The organism is Agromyces archimandritae, assembly GCF_018024495.1.
GTDB classification, from domain to species: Bacteria; Actinomycetota; Actinomycetes; order Actinomycetales; family Microbacteriaceae; genus Agromyces; species Agromyces archimandritae.
Genome location: NZ_CP071696.1, coordinates 2844344 through 2870368, shown reverse-complemented (window position 1 = coordinate 2870368; position 26025 = coordinate 2844344). Strand labels below are relative to the sequence as shown.

26 protein-coding genes and 2 pseudogenes are annotated in these 26025 nt (G+C 68.5%); 16 read left to right on the top strand and 12 right to left on the bottom strand.

The window, feature by feature from the left end; translation table 11 throughout:
- Positions 1-65: 65 nt before the first annotated feature.
- The 4 genes from G127AT_RS13200 to G127AT_RS13185 all read left to right on the top strand — a co-directional run bounded on the left by G127AT_RS13200 (position 66) and on the right by G127AT_RS13185 (position 2750).
- Entirely contained in the window at positions 66-662 is a 597-nt protein-coding gene (locus G127AT_RS13200) for a 1-acyl-sn-glycerol-3-phosphate acyltransferase (RefSeq protein ID WP_210897609.1), read from the top strand.
- Between the two features lie 71 nt (positions 663-733).
- The gene (locus G127AT_RS13195) at positions 734-1135 is read left to right on the top strand and encodes a RidA family protein (RefSeq protein WP_210897607.1); all 402 of its coding nucleotides are present in this window, start codon (positions 734-736) and stop codon (positions 1133-1135) included.
- Between the two features lie 152 nt (positions 1136-1287).
- Positions 1288-1707, top strand: a complete 420-nt coding sequence (gene arr / locus G127AT_RS13190; RefSeq protein ID WP_210897606.1) for an NAD(+)--rifampin ADP-ribosyltransferase — start codon at positions 1288-1290, stop codon at positions 1705-1707.
- Positions 1707-2750: an NAD(P)H-dependent flavin oxidoreductase gene (locus tag G127AT_RS13185; protein ID WP_210897604.1), complete on the top strand. Its 1044-nt coding sequence runs from the start codon at positions 1707-1709 to the stop codon at positions 2748-2750. The genes arr and G127AT_RS13185 overlap by 1 nt, the downstream gene beginning before the upstream one ends.
- On the opposite strand, the gene G127AT_RS13180 is transcribed toward G127AT_RS13185, so the two are convergent.
- Positions 2747-3602, bottom strand: a protein-coding gene (locus G127AT_RS13180; protein ID WP_425305903.1) for an IS5 family transposase whose coding sequence is annotated in 2 segments (ribosomal slippage) — positions 2747-3283 and positions 3285-3602 — 855 coding nt in all. Because the reading frame shifts where the segments join, the coding sequence is not laid out codon by codon here. The two genes, G127AT_RS13185 and G127AT_RS13180, sit on opposite strands and share 4 nt — an antisense overlap.
- A 189-nt stretch (positions 3603-3791) precedes the next feature.
- Here G127AT_RS13180 and G127AT_RS13175 point away from each other — a divergent pair.
- From G127AT_RS13175 to G127AT_RS13150, 6 genes are all read left to right on the top strand, one after another.
- Positions 3792-4793: an IS481 family transposase gene (locus G127AT_RS13175; protein WP_210897602.1), complete on the top strand. Its 1002-nt coding sequence runs from the start codon at positions 3792-3794 to the stop codon at positions 4791-4793.
- 50 nt (positions 4794-4843) lie between these two features.
- The gene (locus G127AT_RS13170; RefSeq protein WP_210897600.1) at positions 4844-6049 is read left to right on the top strand and encodes an ROK family transcriptional regulator; all 1206 of its coding nucleotides are present in this window, start codon (positions 4844-4846) and stop codon (positions 6047-6049) included.
- Between the two features lie 130 nt (positions 6050-6179).
- Positions 6180-7532, top strand: a complete 1353-nt coding sequence (locus G127AT_RS13165) for an extracellular solute-binding protein (protein WP_210897598.1) — start codon at positions 6180-6182, stop codon at positions 7530-7532.
- An 8-nt stretch (positions 7533-7540) separates the two neighbouring features.
- Positions 7541-8473: a carbohydrate ABC transporter permease gene (locus G127AT_RS13160; RefSeq protein WP_210897596.1), complete on the top strand. Its 933-nt coding sequence runs from the start codon at positions 7541-7543 to the stop codon at positions 8471-8473.
- Between the two features lies 1 nt (position 8474).
- Positions 8475-9392, top strand: a complete 918-nt coding sequence (locus G127AT_RS13155) for a carbohydrate ABC transporter permease (protein WP_210897593.1) — start codon at positions 8475-8477, stop codon at positions 9390-9392.
- Between the two features lie 49 nt (positions 9393-9441).
- Positions 9442-12480, top strand: a complete 3039-nt coding sequence (locus G127AT_RS13150) for an alpha-mannosidase (protein ID WP_210897591.1) — start codon at positions 9442-9444, stop codon at positions 12478-12480.
- A 28-nt stretch (positions 12481-12508) separates the two neighbouring features.
- On the opposite strand, the gene G127AT_RS13145 is transcribed toward G127AT_RS13150, so the two are convergent.
- Positions 12509-13450 carry a DMT family transporter gene (locus G127AT_RS13145; protein ID WP_210897589.1) on the bottom strand — a complete coding sequence of 314 codons (942 nt, stop codon included), beginning with the start codon at positions 13448-13450 and terminating at the stop codon, positions 12509-12511.
- Here G127AT_RS13145 and G127AT_RS13140 point away from each other — a divergent pair.
- Complete coding sequence (locus G127AT_RS13140) at positions 13449-14867, top strand: aminotransferase-like domain-containing protein (protein WP_210897587.1); 1419 nt, start codon at positions 13449-13451, stop codon at positions 14865-14867. The two genes, G127AT_RS13145 and G127AT_RS13140, sit on opposite strands and share 2 nt — an antisense overlap.
- Positions 14868-14939: 72 nt before the next feature.
- Here G127AT_RS13140 and G127AT_RS16165 read toward each other — a convergent pair whose 3' ends face one another.
- Positions 14940-15215 (bottom strand): hypothetical protein, encoded by a 276-nt coding sequence (locus tag G127AT_RS16165; protein ID WP_244857573.1) that lies wholly within the window; start codon positions 15213-15215, stop codon positions 14940-14942.
- 158 nt (positions 15216-15373) lie between these two features.
- Between G127AT_RS16165 and G127AT_RS16160 the strand changes: the two genes are divergently transcribed.
- Positions 15374-15553 (top strand): dihydrofolate reductase family protein, encoded by a 180-nt coding sequence (locus G127AT_RS16160; protein ID WP_342344070.1) that lies wholly within the window; start codon positions 15374-15376, stop codon positions 15551-15553.
- Positions 15554-15572: 19 nt separating this feature from the next.
- Here G127AT_RS16160 and G127AT_RS13130 read toward each other — a convergent pair whose 3' ends face one another.
- The 6 genes from G127AT_RS13130 to G127AT_RS13105 all read right to left on the bottom strand — a co-directional run bounded on the left by G127AT_RS13130 (position 15573) and on the right by G127AT_RS13105 (position 18183).
- The gene (locus G127AT_RS13130; protein ID WP_210897585.1) at positions 15573-15893 is read right to left on the bottom strand and encodes a HigA family addiction module antitoxin; all 321 of its coding nucleotides are present in this window, start codon (positions 15891-15893) and stop codon (positions 15573-15575) included.
- Positions 15868-16149, bottom strand: coding sequence for a type II toxin-antitoxin system RelE/ParE family toxin (locus G127AT_RS13125; protein WP_210897583.1), 282 nt, complete (start codon positions 16147-16149; stop codon positions 15868-15870). Before G127AT_RS13125 ends, G127AT_RS13130 begins: the two co-directional genes overlap by 26 nt.
- Positions 16150-16259: 110 nt before the next feature.
- On the bottom strand, positions 16260-16760 hold the full coding sequence (locus G127AT_RS13120) for a hypothetical protein (protein WP_210897581.1): 501 nt from the start codon (positions 16758-16760) through the stop codon (positions 16260-16262).
- A gap of 151 nt (positions 16761-16911) precedes the next feature.
- Positions 16912-17298: a VOC family protein gene (locus tag G127AT_RS13115; RefSeq protein ID WP_210897551.1), complete on the bottom strand. Its 387-nt coding sequence runs from the start codon at positions 17296-17298 to the stop codon at positions 16912-16914.
- A gap of 229 nt (positions 17299-17527) precedes the next feature.
- Positions 17528-17953 carry a type II toxin-antitoxin system VapC family toxin gene (locus G127AT_RS13110; RefSeq protein WP_210897579.1) on the bottom strand — a complete coding sequence of 142 codons (426 nt, stop codon included), beginning with the start codon at positions 17951-17953 and terminating at the stop codon, positions 17528-17530.
- Entirely contained in the window at positions 17950-18183 is a 234-nt protein-coding gene (locus G127AT_RS13105; protein WP_210897576.1) for a FitA-like ribbon-helix-helix domain-containing protein, read from the bottom strand. The genes G127AT_RS13110 and G127AT_RS13105 overlap by 4 nt, the downstream gene beginning before the upstream one ends.
- A gap of 364 nt (positions 18184-18547) precedes the next feature.
- Between G127AT_RS13105 and G127AT_RS13100 the strand changes: the two genes are divergently transcribed.
- The 3 genes from G127AT_RS13100 (at position 18548) to G127AT_RS13090 (ending at position 20511) form a co-directional block, all read left to right on the top strand.
- Positions 18548-19084, top strand: coding sequence for a hypothetical protein (locus tag G127AT_RS13100; protein ID WP_210897574.1), 537 nt, complete (start codon positions 18548-18550; stop codon positions 19082-19084).
- Positions 19085-19113: 29 nt separating this feature from the next.
- A protein-coding gene (locus G127AT_RS13095) for an IS3 family transposase (protein ID WP_425305853.1) occupies positions 19114-20291 on the top strand; the annotation gives its coding sequence in 2 pieces (ribosomal slippage) (positions 19114-19372 and positions 19372-20291; 1179 coding nt in all).
- A gap of 43 nt (positions 20292-20334) precedes the next feature.
- Positions 20335-20511, top strand: coding sequence for a hypothetical protein (locus G127AT_RS13090; protein ID WP_210897573.1), 177 nt, complete (start codon positions 20335-20337; stop codon positions 20509-20511).
- A gap of 98 nt (positions 20512-20609) precedes the next feature.
- On the opposite strand, the pseudogene G127AT_RS13085 reads toward G127AT_RS13090, so the two are convergent.
- Positions 20610-21930: pseudogene (locus G127AT_RS13085) on the bottom strand (ISL3 family transposase).
- A 143-nt stretch (positions 21931-22073) separates the two neighbouring features.
- Positions 22074-23392 (bottom strand): annotated as a pseudogene (locus tag G127AT_RS13080) (ISL3 family transposase).
- Positions 23393-23570: 178 nt separating this feature from the next.
- On the opposite strand from G127AT_RS13080, the gene G127AT_RS13075 reads away from it, so the two are divergent.
- On the top strand, positions 23571-23927 hold the full coding sequence (locus tag G127AT_RS13075; protein WP_210897571.1) for a hypothetical protein: 357 nt from the start codon (positions 23571-23573) through the stop codon (positions 23925-23927).
- Between the two features lie 111 nt (positions 23928-24038).
- On the opposite strand, the gene G127AT_RS13070 is transcribed toward G127AT_RS13075, so the two are convergent.
- Complete coding sequence (locus tag G127AT_RS13070) at positions 24039-26024, bottom strand: ATP-binding protein (RefSeq protein ID WP_210897570.1); 1986 nt, start codon at positions 26022-26024, stop codon at positions 24039-24041.
- Position 26025 lies beyond the last annotated feature (1 nt).

The following is a 26025-nucleotide window of genomic DNA, read 5'->3' as shown; positions in this document are numbered from 1 at the left end:
CGCTGAGGCGGCAGGTGAACCGGCATATGCAGGAAACGCCATACCCTCCCGCATACGGTGGGTTGATGTTCCGTCGACTCTTTTCCCGTGTCTTCTGGGCGTGCAGTCGGTGGACGCTTCGCAGCGAACCCGCGCCGACCCGCCCCACCGTGCTCATCGGCGCCCCGCACACCTCCAACTGGGATTTCGTGCTCATGCTCGCCATCGCCTGGCGGCTCGAGATCCCCATCCGCTGGCTCGGCAAGAAGAGCCTGTTCGCCGGCTGGCGCGGGCCGATCATGCGCGCCCTCGGCGGCATCCCCGTCGACCGCGACGACCCCTCGCGGGTCGTCGACGAGGTCCTCGGCCGCATCCGCTCCGGCGAGGTCTTCGGCCTCGTCGTCACCCCGGACGGCACGCGCCGGGCGACCGGCAACTGGAAGTCCGGCTTCTTCCGCATCGCGCAGGAGGCCGGGATGCCGGTCACGCTCGGCTACGTCGACCGCACGACCATGACCACCGGGCTCGGGCCGACGTTCGAGCTGAGCGGCGATGTGCGCGCCGACATGGATCGGATCCGCGCGTTCTACGCCGACAAGGCCGGGCTGCGCCCGGAGTTCCGCCGCGAGCCGCGGCTCAGCGCCGAGGACGCACCGGTTCCGGCGGTCAGCTCGCGCCCCTGAAGCCCAGCGGGCTGCCCGGCGGATTCGCACGCTCCCGGAGGAATGTCGGCGGCCGGTGGGATGATGCGCGCATGGAAGAGATCCAGCGCCTGAGGCCCGCGGGCCTCGTGTACAGCCCGGCCTTCAGCCATGTCGCCGTCGTTCCGCCGGGGGCGACGACGGTCTACGTCGGCGGCCAGAACGCGGTGGATGCCGAGGGCCGCCTCGTCGGCGAGGGCGATGTCGCCGAGCAGGCGCTCCGTGCGCTGCAGAACGCGGGTACCGCCCTCGAAGCGGCAGGCGCCGGGCTCGCCGATGTGGTGCAGTGGACGGTACTGCTCGCCGACGGCACCGATATCGGCGCCGCGTACGGCGCGATCGCCGCGAAGATCGCCGCCGAGGAGCCGCCGCTCGTCACGGCCGCCTTCGTCGCCCGTCTCGGGGTGCCCGGCGCGCTCGTGGAGATCGGCGCCGTCGCCGCCGTCATGCGCTGAACCGACTATCCACACACCGAGAGGCGGATCGGCTCCCCGTCCGGGGTCGCCGATCCGCCTCCGCCGGGTGTCCGGGCTCAGGCCATCGGGAAGGGCGCGAACAGCGCCTGGGTTCCGGGCGCATCCGCGCCGGAGCGTGCGAGACTGCTGCGATGGCGGATCCACTCGACGACGGCCCGTTCTTCCACGGCACCCGGGCGGTGCTGCGGCCCGGCGATCATGCCGCGGCGGGGCATCCGTCGAACTACCGGCCCGAGATCATCATGAACCACGTCTACTTCACGGCCCTCCGCGACGGCGCGGGCCTCGCCGCGGAGATCGCCGCGATGCTCGGGGCCGACGGCTCCGAACCGCACGTCTACCTCGTCGAACCCACGGGGTCGTACGAGAACGACCCGAACGTCACCGACAAGAAGTTCCCCGGCAACCCGACCCGCTCCTACCGGACGAGCGCGCCGCTCCTCGTCGTCGAGGAGGTCGCGGACTGGACCCGGCTGAGCTCTGAGGCGCTCGAGACCTGGCGGGAGCGCCTCACCGCCCTGCACGAGAGCAACGCCGAGATCATCAACTGATGTACGGGCGCCCCGAGCCCGATCCGCTGCTGACCTCACCGCTGCCGATCGCGGCGGCCCCGATGGCCGGCGGGCCGTCGACGGTCGCGCTGGCTCGGGCGGTCGCGTCGGCGGGCGGCTTCCCGTTCCTCGCCGGCGGCTACAAGACCTCCGAAGCGCTCGCGGCCGAAATCGAAGCGGTCCGCGGGATCGGCGTCGGGTTCGGCGTCAACCTGTTCGTCCCCTCGGACCAGCCCGTGGATGACGCCGCCTTCGCGGCGTACGCCGAAGAGGTGCGCGGCGAGGCGGCGCAGTACGGGCTCGAGCCGAATCCCTCCCCCGTCGCCGACGACGACCGATGGGCCGAGAAGCTCGCGCTGCTCCTCGACCGTCCCGCTCCGCTCGTCTCCCTCACCTTCGGACTGCCCGCACCCGCGGACATCGCAGGCCTCCAGGCCGCGGGAAGCCGTGTGCTCGCCAGCGTCACGACCCCGGCCGAGGCCGAAGCGGCACGGGATGCCGGAGTCGACGGCCTGGTCGTGCAGGGATTCGATGCCGGCGGCCACAGCGCGACCTTCGACCCGGCCCGCGATCCCGAGCCGGGCGACACGGCGGCCCTCGTCCGCCGTGTGCTGGACGCCGTCGGCCTCCCCGTGATCGCGGCAGGCGGCGTGGACGGGCCGGCCGCCGTCCGCCGTCTGATGGATGCCGGGGCGCACGGCGTCGCCGTCGGCACCCTCCTGCTCCGCACCGACGAGGCCGGCACCTCCCCGACCCACGCGCGAGCGCTCGCCGACCCCGCGTTCACCGAGACGGTGCTGACGCGCGCGTTCACCGGCCGGCCCGCCCGCGCACTGCGGAACGGATTCGCCGAACGGCACGGCGCATCCGCACCGACCGCGTACCCGGCCGTCCACCATCTCACCAGCCCGCTCCGTCAGGCCGCCGGCGCGGCCGGAGACGCCGACCGCCTCCACCTCTGGGCGGGAACCGGGTGGCGCAGCGCCCCCGCCGGCCCCGCGGCCGGCGTCATCCGGTGGCTTGCGGAGGGCGTGCGGCCCTAGGCCGTGTTGATCAAGTCGGTCTTGATCCAGATCAGGGTCGCGGTGAGGCAGATGCCGGCGCGGTAGTTGCGGGCGAGCTTGTCTGAGCGCATCGCGATTCCACGCCATTGCTTGAGCCGGTTGAAGCAGCGTTCGACGACGTTGCGGCCCTTGTATCGCTCCTGCTGCTGGTCGCCGAAGTCGATCGGCCGGCCGGGCTTCTTGCGGCGGTGCGCGATCTGGTCATCGCGTTCGGGGATCGTCGCGGCGATTCCGCGTTCGCGCAGCCAGGCCCGGTTCGCCTTCGACGGATACCCCTTGTCCGCGAGCACTCGGGCCGGCCTGGTCCGTGGTCGGCCCTTCCCCGCACGTGGCACGCGGATGTCGTCGAGCACAGCGGTCATCATCGTGGTGTCGTTGACGTTCCCGCCGGTGACCACCATGCCGAGCGGTCTGCCGCGCCCATCGGCGACCAGATGCAGCTTCGTGGTCAACCCGCCGCGGGATCGGCCGATCGCATGATCAGGCGGCTCGAACCACGGATTCTTGTGATTCGGCAGAGCCCCCTGTGTCCCGGGCCAGGGTCGCGCCGTGCTGATGCACACGCGCGATCGTCGAGTCGATCGACACCACCCAGTCGATCTTCCCGGCGGCGTCGGCCTGCTTCTGCACCTCGGCCAGCAGCTTCTCCCAGGTGCCGTCCTCGGCCCACCGGTTGAACCGCTTGTAGATCGAGTTCCACTTCCCGAACCGCTCCGGGACGTCCCGCCATGGCGCGCCGGTGCGGTACTTCCACGCCATCCCCTCGACACTGAGCCGGTGATTAGTCCACGGCCGCGACCTCCCGGTCACCGTCGGCATCAACGGCTCCATCACCGACCACACCTCGTCAGAGATCTCCTGTCGCGTCACCCATCAAGACTCACCGATCGAGCATCGATTCCTCTTGATCAACACGCCCTAGCTGTACTTCCCTGACAGGTTGTGAACGGCTGAGGTAGTGAAGACCTCCGGGGCAGGATGTGGGTTACCACACTCACCGTCCTGACCACGGAGGTCTTCGTGACTCACGCTAACGCGCCCTTGACGCCGGAGGGGCGTCGACGTCTTGCCGTTCTGATCGTCGATGACGGTTGGACTGTCCGCCGTGCGGCCGAACGCTTTCAGTGTTCGCCGGCGACGGCATCTCGGTGGGCTCGCCGGTACCGCGCCGGCCTGCCGCTGACCGACCGTAGTTCGAGGCCTCACTCGTCACCGGGCCGGCTGCCGCGCAAGACAGAACGGCGAATCCTCGCGTTGCGGTTCGTCCGTCGGTGGGGGCCGCACCGGATCGCGTATCACCTGGGGCTGCACCGTTCCACGGTCGGCCGGGTGCTCGCACGGTATCGGATGCCGAAGCTGGCGAACATCGACCAGGCCACAGGGCTGCCCGTCCGCAAGCCCAAGCCGGTGCGTTACGAAGTCGCCAAACCGGGTCAGTTGGTGCATGTGGACATCAAGAAGCAAGGCCGGATCCCCGACGGCGGCGGCTGGCGCGTCCACGGCCGCGGGTCCGCCCAGGACCGCCACGCTGGCCTCGCCCGCGACAAAGCCGCCCGGGCCGGCGCGGCAGGTTCACGCGGCTACCGCTACCTGCACCACGCCGTGGACGACTACTCACGGGTCGCGTACTCGGAGATCCTCGACGACGAACGCAAAGAGACCGCCGCCGGGTTCTGGAACCGCGCGAACGCGTTCTTCACCGGCCTCGGGGTGACAGTGACCGCGGTAATGACCGACAACGGTGCCTGCTACCGCTCCCACGCCTTCGCCGACGCCCTCGGCGAGAACGTGAAGCACAAGTGGACCAAGCCCTACCGGCCCCAGACCAACGGCAAAGTCGAACGGTTCAACCGAACCCTCGCCGCCGAATGGGCCTACGCGAAGCCCTACACCAGCGAAGCCGAACGAACCGCCGCCTACGACACCTGGCTCCATGACTACAATCACCACAGACCCCACACCGGCATCGGCGGCCAAACACCCTCACAACGCGTTCACAACGTCACGGGGAAGTACACCTAGCCGTCGCGCGAATCGCGCGCGCCGGCGGCGCGGTGGCGTACGGTCGCTGCATGAGACGCGGTTCCAACCTCCCCGCCGTCGGCACCTACAACCAGACCCTCGTGCTCGACCTGATCCGGCGTTCCGCCGACGGGCTCAGTCGTTCCGAACTGGCCGAGCGCACCGGGCTCTCGGCGCAGACCCTCAGCAACGTCGCCCGCAGGCTCGTCGACACGGGCATGGTCGTCGAAGGCGCCCCGGTGGTCGCCGGCAAGGGCAAGCCGCCGACGCCGCTCCGCCTGAACCCGCAGTCGCGTTTCGCCGTCGGCATCCACCTCGATCCTGCGGTCGATACGTTCGTGCTCGTCGACCTGGCCGGCACGGTCGTCGCGCATGAGGAGCACGCCCCGCATCCCGGGCCGGAGCACGGCATGCCGCTGCCCGATCTCGCAAGCCGCGCCAATGAACTCCTCGACCGTGCCGGCGTGCGACGGGACCGGGTGCTCGGGATCGGGGTCGCCGCGCCCGGCCCGATCGATGCCGAGCGCGGGTCGCTGCTCGAACCGCCGATGCTGCCGGCCTGGCATCATGTGCCGCTCCGAGATTCGCTGCAGCAGGCGACCGGGTTGCCGGTGACGGTCGAGAAGGACGTCGTGGCGGCCATGGTCGGCGAACTGTGGGTGGATGCTTCGCAGGGGCTCGGCGAGGCGATCTTCTTCTACTACGGGGCGGGTGTCGGCGTCGGTCTCGCAGTGGATGCGACGCCGGTGCGGGGACGGACGGGCAACGCCGGCGACGTCGCCCATCTCGTCGTCGAACCCGGCGGCCCGGCGTGCCGGTGCGGGAACCGCGGATGCCTCGGCGTCGCCGTCGCCCCCGAGCGGCTCATCGAGGATGCCGGCCTCGGCGCCGGCACCGCGCCCGCGGAGTGGCGGGCGCTGCTCGGCGAGATGACCGAGCGCGCCCTGGCCGGCGATGCGAGGGCGGGGGCGGTCTTCGACCGGACGGCCGAGTCGCTCGCCCGCGCGATGGTCGCGATGAACAATCTGCTCGATGCCGACGTCGTCGTCATCGGCGGCCCCATGTGGAGCCGCATCTCGCGGGCGCTCGAGCCTCGGCTGGCGAGGGCGCTCGCGACGAGCACCGAGTCGACCACGACGCGCGGCATCGAGTTGCTCGGCACGCGCCTGCACACGGATGTCGCGGCGGTCGGTGCGGCCTGTCTCGTCCTGGACGGCGCGTTCACGGCGAGGCCGGCGGGCCTCATGATCGGATGAGCGCCTGCGGTGCGCGGATCCGGCCGTGACCCGATCCACACCCGGCCGGTCGAAACCCTTGACGTTTAACTCCATTTACTTTAGAAAAAGAGCGGCGCACCCCGCGCCCACCACAGCAAAGGAGCTGCGAATGAACAGAACACGGACGGTGCTCGGTCTGGTCGGGGTCGTCACCCTGACCGCCGCCCTCGCGGGCTGCTCCGGCGGCGAGGGCGAAGCGAACGAAGGCGCTATCCGCGTCGCGTACCAGAAGACCGCGACCTTCACCGCGATGGACGAGCTCATGCACACGGCCAAGAAGGAGTACGAGGCCGCGAACCCGGGCCGCACCGTCGAACTCGTCCCGATCGAAGCCGAGCAGGACCAGTACTTCACGAAGCTCGCGCTCATGAACGGGTCGCCCGACACGGCCCCCGACGTAATCTACGAGGACACCTTCCAGATCCGCTCCGACGCCGCGGCCGGCTACCTGCAGCCCATCGACGACTACCTCGCCGACTGGGACGGCTGGGAGCTCTACGACGAAGGCTCCAGGCAGGCGGGCCTCGGCGACGACGGCAAGACCTACGGGGTCTCGCTCGGCACCGACACCCGCGGCCTCTACTACAACAAGGACGTCTTCGAAGCGGCCGGGCTGCCGACCGACTGGGCGCCGAAGAGCTGGGACGACATCCTCGACGCGGCCCGCACCATCAAGAAAGCCTCCCCCGACGTCGTGCCGATGAACATCTACGCCTCGAACGTGCTCGGCGAGGCGACGTCGATGCAGGGCTTCGAGATGCTGCTCTACGGCACCGAGGACGAACTGCTCGACACCGACTCGAACGCATGGGTCACGGGATCGAAGGGCTTCCTCGACGCCCTCGGCTTCTACGAGACGCTCGCGAAGGAAGACCTCGGGCCCGATCCCGCCGCAGCCCTCGACGCCAACTGGGGCACGAAGGTGAGCACCGAGCTGCTGCCCGCCGGCGGCCTCGGGATCGCCCTCGACGGTTCCTGGCTGCCGAGCCAGTGGATCGAGGGCGAGAACGAATGGCCTGAGTGGCACGACACCCTCGGCTTCGCCGCGATGCCCACGCAGGACGGCGGCGGCGACGGCTTCACCTCGATGTCGGGCGGCTGGACGCTCGCGATGGGCGCCAACGCCGACGACCCCCAGGCCGCGTTCGACTTCATCGCCCAGGCCCTCACCCCCGAGAACGCCCTCTTCTACCACCAGGAGGCCGGGCAGATCGCCGTGCGTTCCGACGTCGCCGAGAACCAGGAGTACCTCGACTACAACGCGTCGTTCGAGTTCTTCTCCTCGCTCGTGCCGTACACGCACTTCCGCCCGGCCACCCCAGACTACTCGCAGATCTCCTCGAACATCCCGGTCGCGACCGAGGCCGTGTTCACCGGGCAGGCGACCCCGGCCGAGGCGCAGGAACAGTACGACTCGGCACTCGTCGGCATCGTCGGCGAGGAGAACACGCAGGCCGGCTGATCCCGCACATGACCGCCGTCGCCCCGCGCGGCACGGTCGCCCGCGGCCGGGGGCCAGCCCCCCGGCCGCGGCCCGCCGGCCGCACCCTCACTCGGCTCCTGCCGCTGCTGCCGGCCGTCCTGCTGCTCGCGGCCTTCATGCTCGGCCCCATCGTCTACTCGCTCTACGGTTCCCTGACCGACCGGGCGATGACCGGCCCGCGCGCCGCGAACCCGCAGTTCATCGGCCTCGACAACTACGCGGAGCTGTTCGCCTCGGCCGACTTCTGGAACTCGCTGTGGCTCACGGTCGTGTTCATCCTGGCCTCGGCGGTGATCGGCCAGAACGTGCTCGGCATGGCCCTGGCCGTGCTGCTGCGCAGCTCCGTGAAACCGCTGCGATCCATCGTCGGCGGCCTCGTCGTGCTCGCCTGGGTGCTGCCCGAGATCGTCGCGGCCTTCGCCCTCTACGCGTTCTTCTCCACCGACGGCACCCTGAACGTCATGCTCGGCTGGCTCGGCCTCGAAGGCACCAGCTGGCTCTACTCCTTCCCGCTCGCGACGGTGATCATCGCGAACATCTGGCGCGGCACCGCGTTCTCGATGATGGTCTACAACGCCGCCCTCGCCGAAGTACCGCCCGAGCTCACCGAAGCCGCCACCATCGACGGCGCCGGCGCCTGGCAGCGCTTCACCCGGGTGACGCTGCCCGTGATCCGCCGATCCATCTCGACGAACCTGCTGCTGACGACGCTGCAGACCCTCGGCGTCTTCACCCTCATCTGGGTGATGACCGGCGGCGGACCCGGCACGCAGTCCTCGACCCTGCCGGTGCTCGCCTACCAGGAGGCGTTCAAGTTCGCGCAGCTCGGCTACGGCACCGCCATCGCGACCGTCACCCTCCTCATCGGCGCCGCCTTCTCGGTCGTCTACATCAGGATCCTGAAGCCGGAGGTCGACTGACATGAGCGACCGCACCTCGACCATCAGCATCGTCACCCGGACACCGCCCATCGCCGTGCACCGGGCGCGCCGAGCCAAGCCGGTCAGCGTCGCCTCCCCGCGACGCGGCGCGCACACCCTGCTGTCGTCCGTCATCCTCGCGGCCGTCGGCATCCTGTTCCTCATCCCCCTGCTATGGATCGCCTTCGCCTCATTCGACGGCGACCCCACCGTCTCGATGCGCCTGCCCGAGACCTGGACGCTGGACAACTACGCGAAGGTCATGACCTGGCAGCTGACCTGGCAGCCACTGCTGAACTCGATCGCGATCTCGCTCGGCACCGCGGTCATCACCGTCGTCGTCGGCGTGCTGGCCGCTTACCCGCTCTCGCGGTACCGGATGCGCTTCCAGCGCTCGTTCATGTACGGCATCCTGTTCGGCACCGGCCTGCCGATCACCGCGATGATGGTGCCCGTCTACGCCCTCTTCGTCTCGCTGAAGCTGCTCGATTCGACCTGGGGCGTCATCGTGTTCATGGCGGCCACCTCGCTGCCGATGGCGATCTGGATGCTGAAGAATTTCATGGATTCCGTGCCGATCTCCCTCGAAGAGGCCGCCTGGGTCGACGGAGCGAGCTCGATGCAGGCGCTCCGCCGTATCGTGCTGCCGCTCATGCGGCCGGGCCTGGCCGTCGTGTTCATCTTCGTGTTCACCGGGGCGTGGGGGAACTTCTTCGTGCCGTTCGTGCTGCTGTTCACCGCCGAGAAGTTCCCCGCGGCCGTGTCGATCTTCAACTTCTTCGGGCAGTACGGATCCATCGCCTACGGCCAGCTCGCCGCGTACTCGGTGTTGTACGCGACCCCCATGATCCTGCTCTACGTCATCGTCCAGCGGCTCTCCGGCGGCGCGTTCGCGCTCGCCGGCTCCGTCAAGGGCTGACGCCGCCGTCTCCGACCTCCGACCGATCCACCGAAAGGCCCCGCCCTCCATGCACGACCGCTCAGCCCTCGCCGAGATCCGCATCGACCGCTTCGTCCGCGAACGACTCGAACGCGCGGTGCACCGCGACGCCCGGCCGCTCCGGCTGGAGGCCTGGGAGGCGCCCGGCGAGCCCGTCGCCTTCGAGGAGGCCGCCGGCGGCGCCTACCGGCCGATCGCGGTCGGGGATCGCTGGGGCCGCCCGTGGGGCACCACCTGGTTCCGGGTGCGGGGCGAAGTGCCCGGCACCTGGCGCGACGACGACGGGATGCTGCCGGCCGGCACCCGCGCCGAAGTCGTCGTCGACCTGGGCTTCAGGGCCGGCCAGCCCGGCTTCCAGTGCGAGGCGATGGTGTGGAGCACCGACGGCCGCCCGGTGCGCGGCATCGCCCCGCGCAATAACGCGGTCGTCGAGGCGGTCGCCGCCGACGGCACCGTCGACGTGTTCATCGAGGGCGCATCCAACCCCGATGTCGGCAGCCTCTTCACCTTCGACCCGACGCCCGTCGGCGACCCGGCCACCGCCGGCGACGAGCCGATCTACACGCTGCGGCACGTGGACCTCCGGCTCCGCGATCTCGAGGTCGCGGCCCTCCTCGCCGACACGCGTGCGCTTCGGGGCCTCGTCGACCAATTGGACGCCGGGTCGCCGCGCCGCGCCGAGATCCTCATCGCCCTCGAACGCATGGTCGACGCCGTCGACCCGCACGACGTCGCCGGCACCGCCGCGGCCGGGCGTGCGGCGCTCGCCCCGGCCCTCGCACGCCCCGCCGCGGCGAGCGCGCACACCCTGCACGCCGTCGGCCACGCGCACATCGACTCCGCCTGGCTGTGGCCGGTGCGGGAGACGGTGCGGAAGGTCGCCCGCACCTTCTCGAACGTGCTCTCGCTCATGGACGAGGATCCGGAGTTCGTCTTCGCAGCCTCCTCGGCGCAGCAGTACGCGTGGATCAAGGAGACGTATCCGGAACTGTTCGAACGCATCCGCGCACGCGTCGCCGAGGACCGTTTCGTGCCGGTCGGCGGGATGTGGGTCGAGTCCGACACGAACCTGCCGGGCGGCGAGGCGCTCGCACGCCAGTTCGTCGCAGGCAAGGGCTTCTTCATGCGCGAGTTCGGGATCGACTCGCCCGAGGTGTGGCTGCCGGATTCCTTCGGGTACACGGGCGCGTTCCCGCAGATCGCCCGGGCGGCCGGCGCCCGCTGGTTCCTCACGCAGAAGATCTCGTGGAACGAGACGAACCGGATGCCGCACCACACCTTCCGTTGGGAGGGCATCGACGGCACACGGCTGTACACGCATTTCCCGCCCGTGGACACCTACAACTCGGTGGTGTCGGCGGCCGAGCTCGCCCATGCGGAACGCAACTTCGCCGATAAAGGGGTGAGCGGTGCTTCGCTGCTGCCGTACGGGTACGGCGACGGCGGCGGGGGCCCGACGCGCGAGATGACGCAGGCGATCGCCCGCACGGGTTCGCTCGAGGGCTCGCCGCGGGTGGTGCACAGCACCCCGCGCGGCTTCTTCGAGACCGTGGAGGCCGAGTACCCCGAGCCGGAGGTGTGGGTCGGCGAGCTGTATCTCGAGTTCCACCGCGGCACCTACACGAGCCAGCTCGCGGCCAAACAGGGCAACCGTCGCAGCGAGCACCTGCTGCGCGAGGCCGAGCTGTGGGCGGCGACGGCGGCCGTGCGCACGGGCGCCGAGTACCCGGCCGAGCGCCTCGCACGCGCCTGGGAGACGGTGCTGCTGCTGCAGTTCCACGACATCCTGCCCGGCTCGTCGATCGCCTGGGTGTACCGGGATGCCGAGCGGAGCTACGCCGCAGTCGCCCGCGAGCTGGAGGACGTCATCGCGTCGAGCCTGCGTGCGCTCGCCGGCGAGGGTGAGCGGATGCTGCGGGTCAATGCCGCGCCGCATGCCCGCGACGGGGTGGCGGCGCTCGGCGGCGGTGCCGTCGACGGGGCCGCCCTCACCATGCCGGAGCCGCACGGCGACGGGTGGGTGCTGGACAACGGCATCGTCCGTGCCGTCGTCGACGGCCGCGGGCTCGTCGTCTCGGCCGTCGACGTCGCCACCGGGCGCGAGGCGGTCGCACCGGGCGAGGCGGCCGGGCTGCTGCAGCTGCACCGGGATACGCCGGCGCAGTGGGATGCGTGGGATGTCGATGTGACGCACCGTTCCGACGTCACCGATCTCGACGGGGTGGAGCGCATCGGCGTCGAGGGCGAGGAGATCGTCGTGACGCGCGCGTTCGGCGATTCGCGGGCGACCGAGCGCATCTCGCTGGCCCGTGGCTCCCGGGTGGTGTCGTTCGCCTTCGACCTCGACTGGCATGAGACGCAGAAGCTGCTGAAGCTCGTCTTCCCGGTCGACGTGCACACCGATTCGGCGGTCTCCGAGATCCAGTTCGGCCATGTGGAGCGCCCAACGCACACGAACACCTCGTGGGATGCGGCTCGTTTCGAGACGGTCGCGCAGCGGTGGATCCGCGTCGCCGAGCCCGACTTCGGCATCTCCATCGTGAACGACTCCACCTACGGCCACGATGTCACCCGGCACGGCCGCCCGGGCGGCGGCACGGTGAGCGTCGTCGGGCTCTCGCTGCTCCGCGCCGCGCTCTTCCCCGACCCCGCCCAGGACCAGGGCGAGCATTCCCTGCGCGTCGGGCTCGCGGTCGGCGCCGACATGACCGAGACGGTCGTGGAGGGCTACCGGGCGAACCTGCCGGTCCGCCTCGTCGAGGGTGTCGCTGTGGACCGGATCGATCCGATCGTCGAGGTGGATGCGCCGGGCGTCGTCGTCGAGGCCGTCAAGCTCGCCGAGGACGGCAGCGGCGATGTGGTCGTCCGCCTCTACGAGGCGCTCGGGGTGCGGGCCGCTGCGCGGCTCACCGCCGGATTCGCGGCGAGCGGCATCCACGAGACGGATCTGCTGGAGCGCGAGCTCGCCCCCACCGCCCTCGTCGAGAGTTCGGTCGAGGCCGAGCGGGCGACGGCGACGCTCACGCTGCGACCGTTCCAGATCGTGACGCTGCGCTTCGGGCGATGATGCCGGCGGGCGCCGCTGAGCGGGTGCGCTACCCGGGGTGTCGCCCGGCGCGCCGGCTCCGCGCACGCACGGCGAGGAGCGCGCATCCGACCACGGCCAGGCCGCCGGCGACGGTCCGCCACCCGATGTGCTCGCCGAGCAGCAGCCACGCCCAGAGGATGCTCATGACCGGCTGGGTGAGCTGCACCTGGCTCACCCTCGCCATCGGACCGATGGCGAGGCCGCGGTACCAGGCGACGAAGCCGAGGAACATGCTGACGACCGCCAGGTAGGCGAACGCACTCCATTCGACCATCGTGCCCGTCGGCGGATCCCGGACGACGGCGACGCCGGTCAGCACGATCATGAGGGGTGCGGCGAGCAGGAGCGCCCAGGAGATCGTCTGCCAGGAACCCAGCGCCCGCGAGAGCAGGCCTCCTTCGGCGTAGCCGATCGCGCAGGCGACGACGGCGGCGAACAGCAGCAGTTCCGGGGTGCGGATGCCGCCGAGTCCGCCGCTCTGGACGACGGCGAATGCGACGGCCGCGCCCGCCCCCAGGGAGGCGGCGATCCAGAAGGAGGCGGCGGGCCGTTCCCCGGTGCGGAGCACGGCGACGACGGCGGTCGCCGCCGGCAGGAGGGCGACCACGACCGCTCCGTGGCTTGCGGGCGCGGTCGTCAAGGCGAAGGAAGTCAGGAGCGGGAAGCCGATCACCGCCCCGCCGGCGACGACGGCGAGTTGCAGCCACTGCCTGCCCCGCGGCGGCGGCTGGCGTGTGACGAGCAGGGCCGAGCCGGCCAGCAGCGCCGCGATCACGGCACGGCCGGAGCCGACGAAGAGCGGCGACATGGCCCCGCCCTCGACGGCGACCCGGGTGAACGGCATCGTGAACGAGAACGCGGCGACGCCGAGCAGGCCCCACAGCAGACCCCGTCGAGACGCCGATAGCGGTTTCGAGAAACTGCGAGTAGCGGTATCGTGTTCCGACATGTCCTACGGTAGCAGTGAGCGGATCGCGTCCGCACTCCGCGAGTGGATCGCCGCCGCTCCTCCTGGCGCACGGCTGCCCTCGACGCGCTCGATCGCCGCGCAGTTCGGCGCCGGCCCCGTGACCGTGCAGAAGGCCCTCGGCACGCTCGTCGGGCAGGGCCTCACCGAATCGCGACCCGGCGTCGGAACCTTCGTCCGCGCGATCCGCACCGCCCGCCCCCATGACTACGGCTGGCAAACGGCGGCGCTCGGCTCGCCGCCGAACCGCATCCCGGGCCGGGCGTCGGCGCTCCGCACGACCCCGAACGATGTGATCGCCCTCCACTCCGGCTACCCCGACAAGGAACTCCTGCCGGAACGGCTGGTGCGGGCCGCCTTCGCCCGGGTCGCCCGCAGCGATGCCGTGGTGAGCCGCCCGCCGGCGCCCGGCATGCCCGAACTGCAGTCCTGGTTCGCGTCGGAGCTCGGCGCGAGCATGCGCGTCGACCTCGCCCCGCCGTCCGCGAGCGACGTCGTGGTCCTCCCGGGCAGCCAGAGCGGCCTCAGCACCCTCTTCCGAACCCTCGTCGGGCCGGGGCGGCCCCTGCTCATCGAGTCGCCGAGTTACTGGGGTGCGATCCTCGCCGCCGCCCAGGTCGGAGTCGGCCTCGTCCCGATCCCCGCCGGGCCGAACGGACCGGATCCGGGCGACCTCGACCGGGCCTTCTCGCAGACCGGGGCGCGCGCGTTCTACGCGCAGCCGAACTTCGCGAATCCGACCGGCGCCCGCTGGACGGCCGAGCTCGGCGACCGTGTGCGCCGGATCGTCGAGGAGCACGGCGCGTTCCTCATCGAGGACGACTGGGCGCACGACTTCGGCATAGACGTCGATGCCGCACCGCTCGCCGCCCACGACGACAGCGGCCACATCGTCTACCTGCGCTCGCTCACCAAGAGCCTGTCTCCGGCGGTCCGCGTCGCCGGGCTTATCGCGAGGGGCCCCGCACGCGACCGCATCCTCGCCGACGTCCGCGCGCAGACGATGTACGTCAGCGGCGCGCTGCAGGCGGTCGCCCTCGACGTCGTGACCCAGCCCGCCTGGCGCACGCACCTGCGATCCCTCCGCCGGCAGCTCGCCGCGCGTCGGGACCTGCTCGTCGACGCCCTCCGCGATCACGCGCCGGCCGCCCATCTCGAGTCGATACCCGACGGAGGCCTGAACCTGTGGCTGCGACTGCCGGACGGAACGGATCCGCACCGGCTCGCCCGCGAGTGCGAGGCCCAGGGCGTCGTCATCGCCACCGGCGACGACTGGTTCCCCGCCGAACCCACCGGCCCCTACCTCCGCCTGAACTACTCCGGCCCGAACCCCGGCGCGTTCCCCGAAGCCGCCCGTGTCATCGGCCGCGCCCTCGAACCGGGCGTTCCGCGGGCATGAGGCCCGAATGCGCGACGACATGGGTGGCGTACGGCATACGCAGATCCCGTCGCCTCCGAGCCGTGTGTCCGCTCAAGCCGCACGGCGCGGCCTCGCGTTCGCGTAGCTTGATGAGTCCATCGACTCGCATGACAGGAGCACCATGGCAACCGTGATCGTCCACGCGACCATCACCCTCGACGGGTACTTGGCGGATGCCGACGGCGGCGTCGACTGGATGTTCGGCCGCCCGTCCGCGCCGGAGGACGACACGGTCGTGGAGAACGTGATGCGGCGCATCGGCGCCGTGGTCGGCGGCGCGAACAGAACCCGGACCATCGAGGACGACGAGCTTCCGTACGGCGGCATGCTGAAAGTCCCGGTCTACCTGATGACCCGCACGCCAAGCGAGCCCGTCGAGCGCGACGGCACGAGCTACACCTTCGTCGTCGACGACATCGCCGAGGCGGTCCGACTGGCCTCGGAAGGCGGCCGGCGATGGATGGGTCAGCCTCCTCGGCGGAAGCATCTCACGGCAATGCCTGCGACTCGGCCTCGTCGACGAACTCCACCTGGATGTCGCCCCTGTCCTCCTGGGCGACGGCATCTCGCTGTTCGCGGGTCTGGGGCAGCGCATCGAACTCGAGCGACTCGACACCTCGGCTTTCGCGAGCGAAACCCATCTGCGCTACCGGGTGCTGCGGTAGCGCCGTCGCGCGGGTCTCTTCACGCGACCTTCAGCGGCGTGATCGCGGCGATCTTGTCCCGCAGCTCTCGTCGTTCGATCCGCAGTTCGTAGTTCGACTGCAGGTTCATCCAGAACTCCTCGGACGTGCCGAAGTAGCGCGCCAGACGGATCGCCGTATCAGCGGTGATCCCCCGCTTGCGGTGCACGATCTCGTTGATCCGCCGCGGTGGAACGCCGATCGACACCGCCAGCTTGTTCTGCGTGATCCCGAAACCCTCGATGAAGTCCTCCATCAGGATCTCTCCCGGGTGGATCGGATCGATGAGGTCGGCCTCAGTGGTAGTCGACGAGTTCGACATCTTCTGCACCTCCGTTTCTCCAGACGAAGCAGATACGCCATTGCGTGTTGACGCGGATGCAGTGCTGACCGCGTCGGTTGCCGGTCAGCTGCTCCAGGCGGTTGCCCGGCGGGATCCGAAGGTCCTCGACATCATTGGCCGCATGGATCATCTCCAGCTTCCGCAGGGTCGCCCGCTGCACGTTGCGATCGACTCGTTTGACGTACTGCTCATTCCAGATGCGCTCGGTGTCCTTGTCATCGAACGATCTGATCACGATGACATCGTATAACACTGATCGTCATTAACGCCAGCCGTTAAGCTGATCTCCACCGGGACAGATCTGAAGGAGGCACCAGCCACGGGCCCGCTCCGACTGGGGCGACTTCATCCGATCAAGTACGCGAATCCACGCCCATCAGCGGCGAGCCCGCGTACGAAGCGCTTCGCTATGGTCAAGTAGTCACATGCGTATTCAATGTCCGAATCACTTCGGCGACTCAGCGCCGTGCGGATGATTTCGTCGTCGATGCTGTCGAGGTCGTCGGCGATGGAGGCCACTTCCTCGGGCGCAATGGCTCGCACCCAGGGATCCCACCCGAGGTCGCAGTACGCAACGTCCCCTTCGAACATCCGATAGGCAGGCCGCGGCGACTCGCCGAGGAGTCGAGGCCTGGTGATCACCTGCAGAAGCGACCAAGCCTTGTCGAGATAGAGCATGTCCCTCTCGGGAAGCGCCTGCCCGGTGATCCCCGTCCAGGAGGAAGCTCCCGGCGGGAAGCCCCACGCATCTGCGAGCGGATCTCTGCCGATAAACGAGCGAGGATCGGCAAGAGCGTATCCAGTCAACTCGTCGTCGAAAGCGTATGCGTAGTATCTGATTCCCATGCGGCGAGCCTGCCATCGAGGCCAAGCGACCAACCGTCGATATCGAGGATTGGGGGCAACCAGAGTTCACAAATCCTCATGTGGAGGAGAGATAGGGGGATCCGAGCGTCATTTGCAGACATGCCGGGAAGGATCCCTCCCTGACGTACGCCTATTCCGCAGGCGTGAGCACTTCGATCCTGTTGCCGAAGCCGTCCCGAGCGTGGAATCGGACGTACCCCTCGAACGTGTCCCGCTCCGCCCAGGAGAGCTCGTAGCCGCCGCGTTCGATGCGTGCGGCCGTCGCTTCGAGCTCATCCAGCGACCCGCAGACCAGACCCGGGTGCGCCTTCCGCGCCGGGATGAACGGGTCATCGACCCCGAGGTGGATCTCTGCGACGACGGCTCCCCCGTCGAAGGCGCGGAACCAGCATCCACCGCGGCCGGCCAGGGACGGCGGCTTCTGCACTTCCTGCAAGCCGAGCGCGTCTCCGTAGAAGCGACGCGCCTCGTCCTCTTCGCCACGCGGCATGGAAACCTGAACATGGTGGAGTCTCATCTCCGCCTCCGATTCACCTCGACGTTACGATGCCGCACGGCACCCGACTATACGGCGAACCGGAACTCCACCGAGTTTCGGCACGTGGGGCCATCTGCAGTCAGCGACTGCCAAGCCCGTCCGCGCAGGTCGATGTCTCCCTCGGGCCACAGCTCGAGCGGGGCGATTGGCAGGATGAGGATCGGCGGGTCAGGCTCGTCCTGGGCGAGGACCTCGATCGAATGACGCTTCACGCGTTGACATTCCACGGGTCCACGAGTTCGACGCCGGTGTGCTGGAAATCCTTCACATTGCGCGTAGCGCAGGTTGCCCCGTGCGCCAGGCAGATCGCGGCGATCTGGGCGTCGGCGGTACTGACCGGCGCACCTGCTGCCTCACGCGACGCGAGCACCTCCGCGTATCGCTCCGCCGCGCCAGTATCGAAGGCGAGCACCGACCGGCTCCCCCGATACAGTGCTACCGCTTCCTCGATCCCGTGCGCCAGCTCGTCTTTGCGTCGGCCGTCCGGGAGCCTTCGGACACCGGCAAGCAACTCCGCGAGAGTGATGGCGGTGATCGCGACGTCGCCCGTCAGCGAAGCGAGCCACTCGACGACACGAGGCTCCGGCGAGGGCCGAAAGATCTCCGAGATGACGTTCGTGTCGAGGACGATCATTCGAAGTCCGCCGCCCGTGCGACATCATCGCGCGTCGGAATCGGCAGCTCATCGGCCCCACCGACATCCCGCGCCACGGCCAGAAGAGCCATGCCGATGTGCGGCCGTCGAGCGGCCTTCGTCAGGATGTCTCGAACCTCGGCCTCCATGGACCGCCCGTGCTCCTTCGCCTGCGATGCGAGCTGTTCCTTCACGTGGTCATCGAGACCACGCACGATGATGGATGACACCAGAGCCACCTCCTCTTGCTATCAACCATGATAGCACTGATTGCTCGATGCGGAAAGACAAGAACGAGGCGACGAAGCCCCGCCGATCACGAAGATCGACGGGGCCCGCGGAGCAGGATCAGCTCACATCACACGTTGAAGCGGAACTCGACCACGTTCCGGTACAGACAACCATTTGGACTCACGACTTTCGCGATCTCGGCCGAGCGCTTCAAGTCACGCTGTGATCTGCGGAGATGCGTTGCAGAAGTCAATCTACTCAACGCGCTCGTGCGTCCGACGCAAACGCACCATGAATCGCCAAAGGCGAATGTCGGAGGTCACGTATACCGTGTGCCTCGTATACAAGCTGAAGGAGGCCGGCATGGGTGATGTCGCCGTTGCGGTATCGCGACTCGGTGAAGACGACACGCGAGAGGCGCAGAACGTGCGCGCCGTGAAGTGGTTGCTCGCACGGGAGGGTGGCTCCGTTGTCGTTGTCACCCCAAGACGCTCGTTCGACAGTGCAGCACTTGCACGTCTGACGTCGCACCCACGCGTGGCCCACTACGTGTGGCGCGGACATCGTGGCGGCCACTACGACGGGCAACGCGTGCTCTACGCCTGGCCTGATCGAGAGCACCTTAACGAGATCTGGAACGTCGATGCCGACGCAATCGCCGTCATCGAGTGGAACACCACAGAGACGACGGAGTGGATCGCGGATGTGAACCCCGTGCAGCTCTACCCGGGCCGGACCGTCGAGCCGAGTCAGACTCGCCACGTCGATCTTGATCCGCTGCCGAACGGCGTCGACGCGATCCTCGAGCATGTCGCCGCCATGGCCGCGGGCTACTCATCGGGCCTGAAGTGGAATGAAGAAGACAAGCTCAAAGCAGTGGGGTGTGACACTTTCTGTTGACGGTTGTTACCAGGAAGTAGTTTCACGAGATGTCGTCGAGTCGTAGGAAGTTCACGGATGAGTTCAAGGCCGACGCGGTCCAGCTCGTCGTGCAGGGCAAGCGTGCGGTGGCGCAGGTCGCCAGGGAGTTGGGTATCAACGAGTCCTCGCTGGGGTACTGGGTCAAGGCATACCGGCAGCAGCATCCTGATCCGCAGACCGCGCCGATGCCGGTCGATGCAGCACGGATCGCTCGTCTGGAGGCTGAGAATCGCCGGTTGATCGAGGAGAACGCGTTCTTGAAAAAAGCCGCGGCCTTCTTCGCCCGGGAACAGCGGTGAGCGTGAAGTTCACGCTGATCCACGCGGAGAAGGCCAACCACACGGTCGAGTTCATGGCCTCGATGCTCGGCGTTACTCGCGCCGGCTACTACGCGTGGGCGCGGCGGCAGGGCACGGCCTCGCCGGCGGCGACGCGACGAGCGGCCCTGTCAGAACTGATCATGCAGATCCATCACGACTCGGCCCAGACCAGCGGGTTCCGGCGAGTAGTGGCCGAACTGGGCCGCCGCGGCATCCACGCGTCGGAAGGCCTGGTCCGGAAACTCATGCGTGAGGCGGGACTATTCGGCGTTCAGCCGCGTACGAGGAAGCGAACCACGATCCCCGCCGCTGACGCCGCCGAACGCCCCGATCTGCTCTGCCGCGACTTCACCGCCGATCACCCCGGGACCCGGTTGGTGGGCGATATCACCTACCTGCGTACCGGGCAGGGATGGCTGTACCTGGCCACCGTCATCGACTTGTTCAACCGTGAGGTCGTGGGTTGGTCGATGGCCGATCACATGCGCACCGAACTCGTCGCCGACGCCCTTCGCATGGCCCACGCGCACGGGCGTGTCGAGCACGGGGCGATCTTCCACAGCGACCGCGGCAGCGTCTACACCTCGCAGGCTTACGCCGACATCGCCGACAGTCTCGGAGTGCGCCTATCGGTCGGACGCACCGGGGTTTGCTGGGACAACGCCGTGGCCGAATCGTTCTTCAGCATGCTGAAGAACGAGATGTACCACCGGTACCACTTCACGACCCGAGCGCAGGCACGGTTCCACGTCATGCAGTACATCGAAGTGTTCTACAACCGTCGCAGATTGCACTCGAGCCTCGGATACCGCACCCCGGCCGAAGTCCGAGCCCAGCACGACCCTCAGACCGCGATCGCGGCCTGAACACCAAACAGACCGTCCACCGAACTTGACACAGCCCACAGACATGATGAACCGCCCAGACCGCTGGGCTGGCATCACCGTCGAGCAGGTGCGGGCGAAGTGCCGCCAGCTTGGGATGCGGGGCAAGGACGTCGACACGATCGCGGACTTCGTACAGCGGCGGAGAGATGGTCGGCACTTCAACGTGCAGTCGTCGTATCGAACCTTCGAGTTCAACTGAGTTGCAGTGCACGCCACGTTCCGCTATCCCCGGTCTCGCACTCCCCCAACCTGGAATCAGTTCAAGGCAAGAGTGGCTCTTCGGACATCCGGTGGGGGTCATGGGGTGAGGCCGCCGGCGGCGAGGAGCATGCGGAGGCGGTAGTTGTGGCGGTTGCGGAAGCCTCTGGCGAGGCGGCGGTGGAGTTCGATGATGCCGTTCACGGCCTCGGTGCCGCCGTTGGATGAGCGGCCGGTGGTGAAGTAGGCCAGGAACGCGTCGCGCCACCGTCTCAGGGTGCGGCCCAAGCGGGCGATCTCGGGGATCGGGCAGGTGTGGAACGTGTCGACGACGGTGACGGCGATCCGTCGTCCTTGGGCCAGATCCTTCGCGTGGTAGGCGGCGCGGAGTTGCTGTGCACACTGCCAGGCGATGAAGACTTCCTCGTGGGCGGGGTCGGCGTTGATCGCGGCGACCAGACGTGCTCGTTGCTTGTCGGTGAGGTGCTCGGCCCCGGCGCGGAGGATGGTCTGGATCCCGTAGAGCGGGTCGCCCTTCCGGCCGCGATGGCCGAGGGTGTCCTGTTGGACCCGGCGGCGGACCTCGTCGACGGCGGCGGTAGCGAGCTTCACAACGTGGAACGCGTCCAGCACGGCGATCGCGTCGTGGAGCTTGTCGTCGATGGCGGCCTTGTAGCCGGCGAAGGGATCCAAGGCGGCCACTTTCACGTTCCGACGGAAGTCCTCGCCGCGTTGGTCCAGCCAGGCCTTGTAGACGCGCCCGGAACGGCCGGGCACGAGGTCCAGCAGCCTGGCGTGCGTCTTGCCGTGCTCGTCGCGGGTCAGGTCGACCATCCCGGTCAACTCCTTCCGGGCCGCGCATGCGCGGATCGACGTGGTGCCAGATGTGTTCATCGACACCGAGGGTGCTGACCCCGTCGAACCGGGACTCGTCGGCGGCAAGCTGCTCGAGTTCGGGTTCGACGGCCCGCCAGAGCGTCTTCCACGACGTGTCGAGCTGACGAGCCAAGCCTTGGACGGTGGCGTGTTCGCGACGCAACTGCCCGATCGCCCAGACCACGGCACGGGCCGTGATCGATCCGCGTGGGGCGACCAACGACGGGAGCTGTTCCATGAACGTCTTCCGGCCGCAGTCGGTGTCCTCGCAGCGGAAGACGCGTTGCCGCCATACCAGGCGCACCCGGTCAGCGCCAGGCACGTCCCGCAGCACCCGGCGTCGGCGGCCACGACCGGTCGCGATCACCCCGCACGATGGGCACCCGGCAGGTCCCGGCGGGCTGGAGACCGTGACCGTCAGCAGGCCGTCACGGCGATCGACATGCTCGACGTGGACCCCGTCCAGGCCCAGCAGCAGGTCACAACGGTCACAGGGATCAGCAGCCGGACGCGCGTCAACGCGCCCCGAAGTAAGGTGAAGCACGTCGAGGTCCTCGGTCGGAATCAGGTGGTTAGCGCTTCTGATCCTCGGGGACCTCGACCCCTACACGCCAGTCACGCCCCGGACACCTCACCCCCACCAGATCTCCGAAGAGCCGCAAGGGCTCTTCGGACATCCGGTGGGGGTCATGGGGTGAGGCCGCCGGCGGCGAGGAGCATGCGGAGGCGGTAGTTGTGGCGGTTGCGGAAGCCTCTGGCGAGGCGGCGGTGGAGTTCGATGATGCCGTTCACGGCCTCGGTGCCGCCGTTGGATGAGCGGCCGGTGGTGAAGTAGGCCAGGAACGCGTCGCGCCACCGTCTCAGGGTGCGGCCCAAGCGGGCGATCTCGGGGATCGGGCAGGTGTGGAACGTGTCGACGACGGTGACGGCGATCCGTCGTCCTTGGGCCAGATCCTTCGCGTGGTAGGCGGCGCGGAGTTGCTGTGCACACTGCCAGGCGATGAAGACTTCCTCGTGGGCGGGGTCGGCGTTGATCGCGGCGACCAGACGTGCTCGTTGCTTGTCGGTGAGGTGCTCGGCCCCGGCGCGGAGGATGGTCTGGATCCCGTAGAGCGGGTCGCCCTTCCGGCCGCGATGGCCGAGGGTGTCCTGTTGGACCCGGCGGCGGACCTCGTCGACGGCGGCGGTAGCGAGCTTCACAACGTGGAACGCGTCCAGCACGGCGATCGCGTCGTGGAGCTTGTCGTCGATGGCGGCCTTGTAGCCGGCGAAGGGATCCAAGGCGGCCACTTTCACGTTCCGACGGAAGTCCTCGCCGCGTTGGTCCAGCCAGGCCTTGTAGACGCGCCCGGAACGGCCGGGCACGAGGTCCAGCAGCCTGGCGTGCGTCTTGCCGTGCTCGTCGCGGGTCAGGTCGACCATCCCGGTCAACTCCTTCGGGCCGCGCATGCGGGATCGACGTGGTGCCAGATGTGTTCATCGACACCGAGGGTGCTGACCCCGTCGAACCGGGACTCGTCGGCGGCAAGCTGCTCGAGTTCGGGTTCGACGGCCCGCCAGAGCGTCTTCCACGACGTGTCGAGCTGACGAGCCAAGCCTTGGACGGTGGCGTGTTCGCGACGCAACTGCCCGATCGCCCAGACCACGGCACGGGCCGTGATCGATCCGCGTGGGGCGACCAACGACGGGAGCTGTTCCATGAACGTCTTCCGGCCGCAGTCGGTGTCCTCGCAGCGGAAGACGCGTTGCCGCCATACCAGGCGCACCCGGTCAGCGCCAGGCACGTCCCGCAGCACCCGGCGTCGGCGGCCACGACCGGTCGCGATCACCCCGCACGATGGGCACCCGGCAGGTCCCGGCGGGCTGGAGACCGTGACCGTCAGCAGGCCGTCACGGCGATCGACATGCTCGACGTGGACCCCGTCCAGGCCCAGCAGCAGGTCACAACGGTCACAGGGATCAGCAGCCGGACGCGCGTCAACGCGCCCCGAAGTAAGGTGAAGCACGTCGAGGTCCTCGGTCGGAATCAGGTGGTTAGCGCTTCTGATCCTCGGGGACCTCGACCCCTACACGCCAGTCACGCCCCGGACACCTCACCCCCACCAGATCTCCGAAGAGCCCGATATCCACACGATTGGCGGTGGGCTCCACCAACTCGACGCCACGAAGCCTCGGATCGGTCTCGTGGTCACGCTCGAACCCTTCTTCGTCAACCAGAACTGGTTCATCTGGGAGCACCTGCAGCAGTCTGATCTCCCGGTGGGGGTTGTATCCATTGCGGAGCTCGAGTCATTGGTCATGCTCGATGCCTCTGAGCTCGAGGAGGCGCTGCTCGCTGCCGCGCGTGCTGCTCAACAGAGCGACGCGCCTCGTGAGCAGCTTCTGCTTCTGAACCCCGCGCTCGAGGCAGCGGAAGGTCGAGAAAACATCCTTCTACGTCAGGCATGGCAGTCGATCGACCTCTTTGAGCGCATCGACCGCGCCGCAACTCGACTCCGCGACGATGCGAACGATGCTGACTCCAGCTTTCGTCACACGTGAGTCGTTGTCGCGACCCCAATACATCCACCCCAGGCCATCCAGCAGCGCTGTTGATCTGAACTGCCCAACATGCCGACACCCACGACTCCTAGGTCCGCACCTGGGGGACCGTCATTCGTTGACTGCAGCGTCATTCCCGATCTGGTCGACCAGCAGTCCTTCAGGGATGACGTCGCCGTGGTTGCGGCGCAGATAGTCCCGTGCGTCGTCGAGCGAGGGATCATGCTGCAGGCTCTTCTGGAAGTAGTCGAGCCGACGCTTGGCGTCATCGATGATCTGGCCCCAATCGCGCACCCAGACCCTGACCTTCGCTCCGGGCGCATCGGGGAGATCAGGCTCGAACACGACTCCGCGTTCCCGGCCCCGCTGGTTCGCCTCCTGACGGACGCCATCGTCGATCTCGCCCGTTACGAGCCAGAAGTCCCATTCCGTCGTGCTGCTCGCGAACCGCGGATCCTTGGCGACCGCCATCGCGTACGCCTTGATCTGCGCCAGTTCCTTTTGTCCTGCCGGAACCTTCGGAGCCTTGAGCTCGACGACGAGGTGTCGGTTCCGGTCATGCTCGGTGGCGGCGACGGAGAGTAGGAGATCGAGCCGGCCCGACTTGCCGTCGAGCAGCTTCACAGGCGTCTTGTCCGTGCTCGGCTCACCGAGCAATTCACGGTGCCGATGGAGCGCGGCTGTCAGGCCCCGCTCGCTCACCATGAGGTTGTACTGCTCACCGAAGACCCAGAGCTCGCTCTCGAGGATCTTGTGCAGGTGGTCCCGTTCGCCGACCATCTTGTTCGCTTCGGGGTCGAAGACCATGAGCTCGAGGGCGCGGAGGAACTCGAGCCGATTGGTGACGTTGCTCGACGCTTGGATCACCCGCGACAGGCTGGTACGCGTGAGGAGGCGCTCGAGCTGCTCCTTCTCGTCGGCGGGCAGCCCGACGTACTCGTCGAGCAACGCTGAGACGTCGCTAGGCCGCTGCTGGAGCGACTCGCGCAGCAGCCCGAGGGTGAGCTTCTTCTGCTTCTTGCCGCTCGGGATGTGCCTGCGGATCGACGTGGCGACCACATCGAACGTCGCCCGCTCGACCTTCTCCTCCTCCGTCCCCGGCTCGCCTTGGTATGGGTAGACGTTGCCGTCCTTCCACTCCTCGACGAGCTCACGGCGGCGCTGGGCGCGCCGACCCTCGAAGTGCTCGTCGAGGACCCGGTCAACCTCGGAGAGCAGCATTCCGAGGGCTGAGGGCGCGCTTTCGAGCTTCGCGAGGATCCACTCGTTGTGATGCTCGGGCATCTCGTCCCACATGACGTAGGCCGAGTACTGGAAGTCGGCGGCCGGAGCAGTGTCGAGCGCGTCAACCGGGACGCCTTCTCCGTCGCAGAGGTGGATCGTCCGTTCCGCGCCCGCTTTCCACTCAATGATCCGGAGCTTCGCCTGCCGGGTGACACCCTCGTGCTCCCACTCGAGGTCGTAGGGGGTGTCTAGGTCGACGACGTCACCGGGCTGGATGCGTGAGCCGTCATAGACGAGCTCGACATTGTCGCGGGCGAGCAGGTACGGCGCGAACGTCGCCGTGATCCGGTCGCGCGTCCTGTCAGCGTCAAGACGGTCCAGGGCATCACGACCTGAAGCGACGAATCGCGTCCCGCGGGCCTCGTCTGTGCCCACCGGGTCCGAGACGTCGAAATCGTTCCGAGCGTTGACCGAGGAGCGGACGACCGAACGAAGACGCTTCCCATCGGTGCTGTCAGCGACGGTCACCCATTCGATCTGGGTGCCGAGCGCGAACGCCCGTAGCCGGCCTTGGCCGAAGCGGCCGTGCAGCGGGCGCTGCTCGCCCTTGCTGTGCCCAGCCATCCGCTTCCACGAGTTGCCAACCCACCGGAAAGCCGAGGACAGCTCCTCGGGAGCCATGCCGTGCCCGTCGTCGGTGACCTCGAGGCCTATGACCCCGTCTGCCTCGTTGCGGTGTAGCGCCACCGAGACGGAATGGGCGTCGGCGTCAAGACTGTTCCAGACGAGCTCGACGACCGCCTTGACCGAGTCGTTCTCGTGGGCGAGCCTCTCGACGAGGTCGTTGCCGGCCTCAAGGGAGATGCGAGTCATC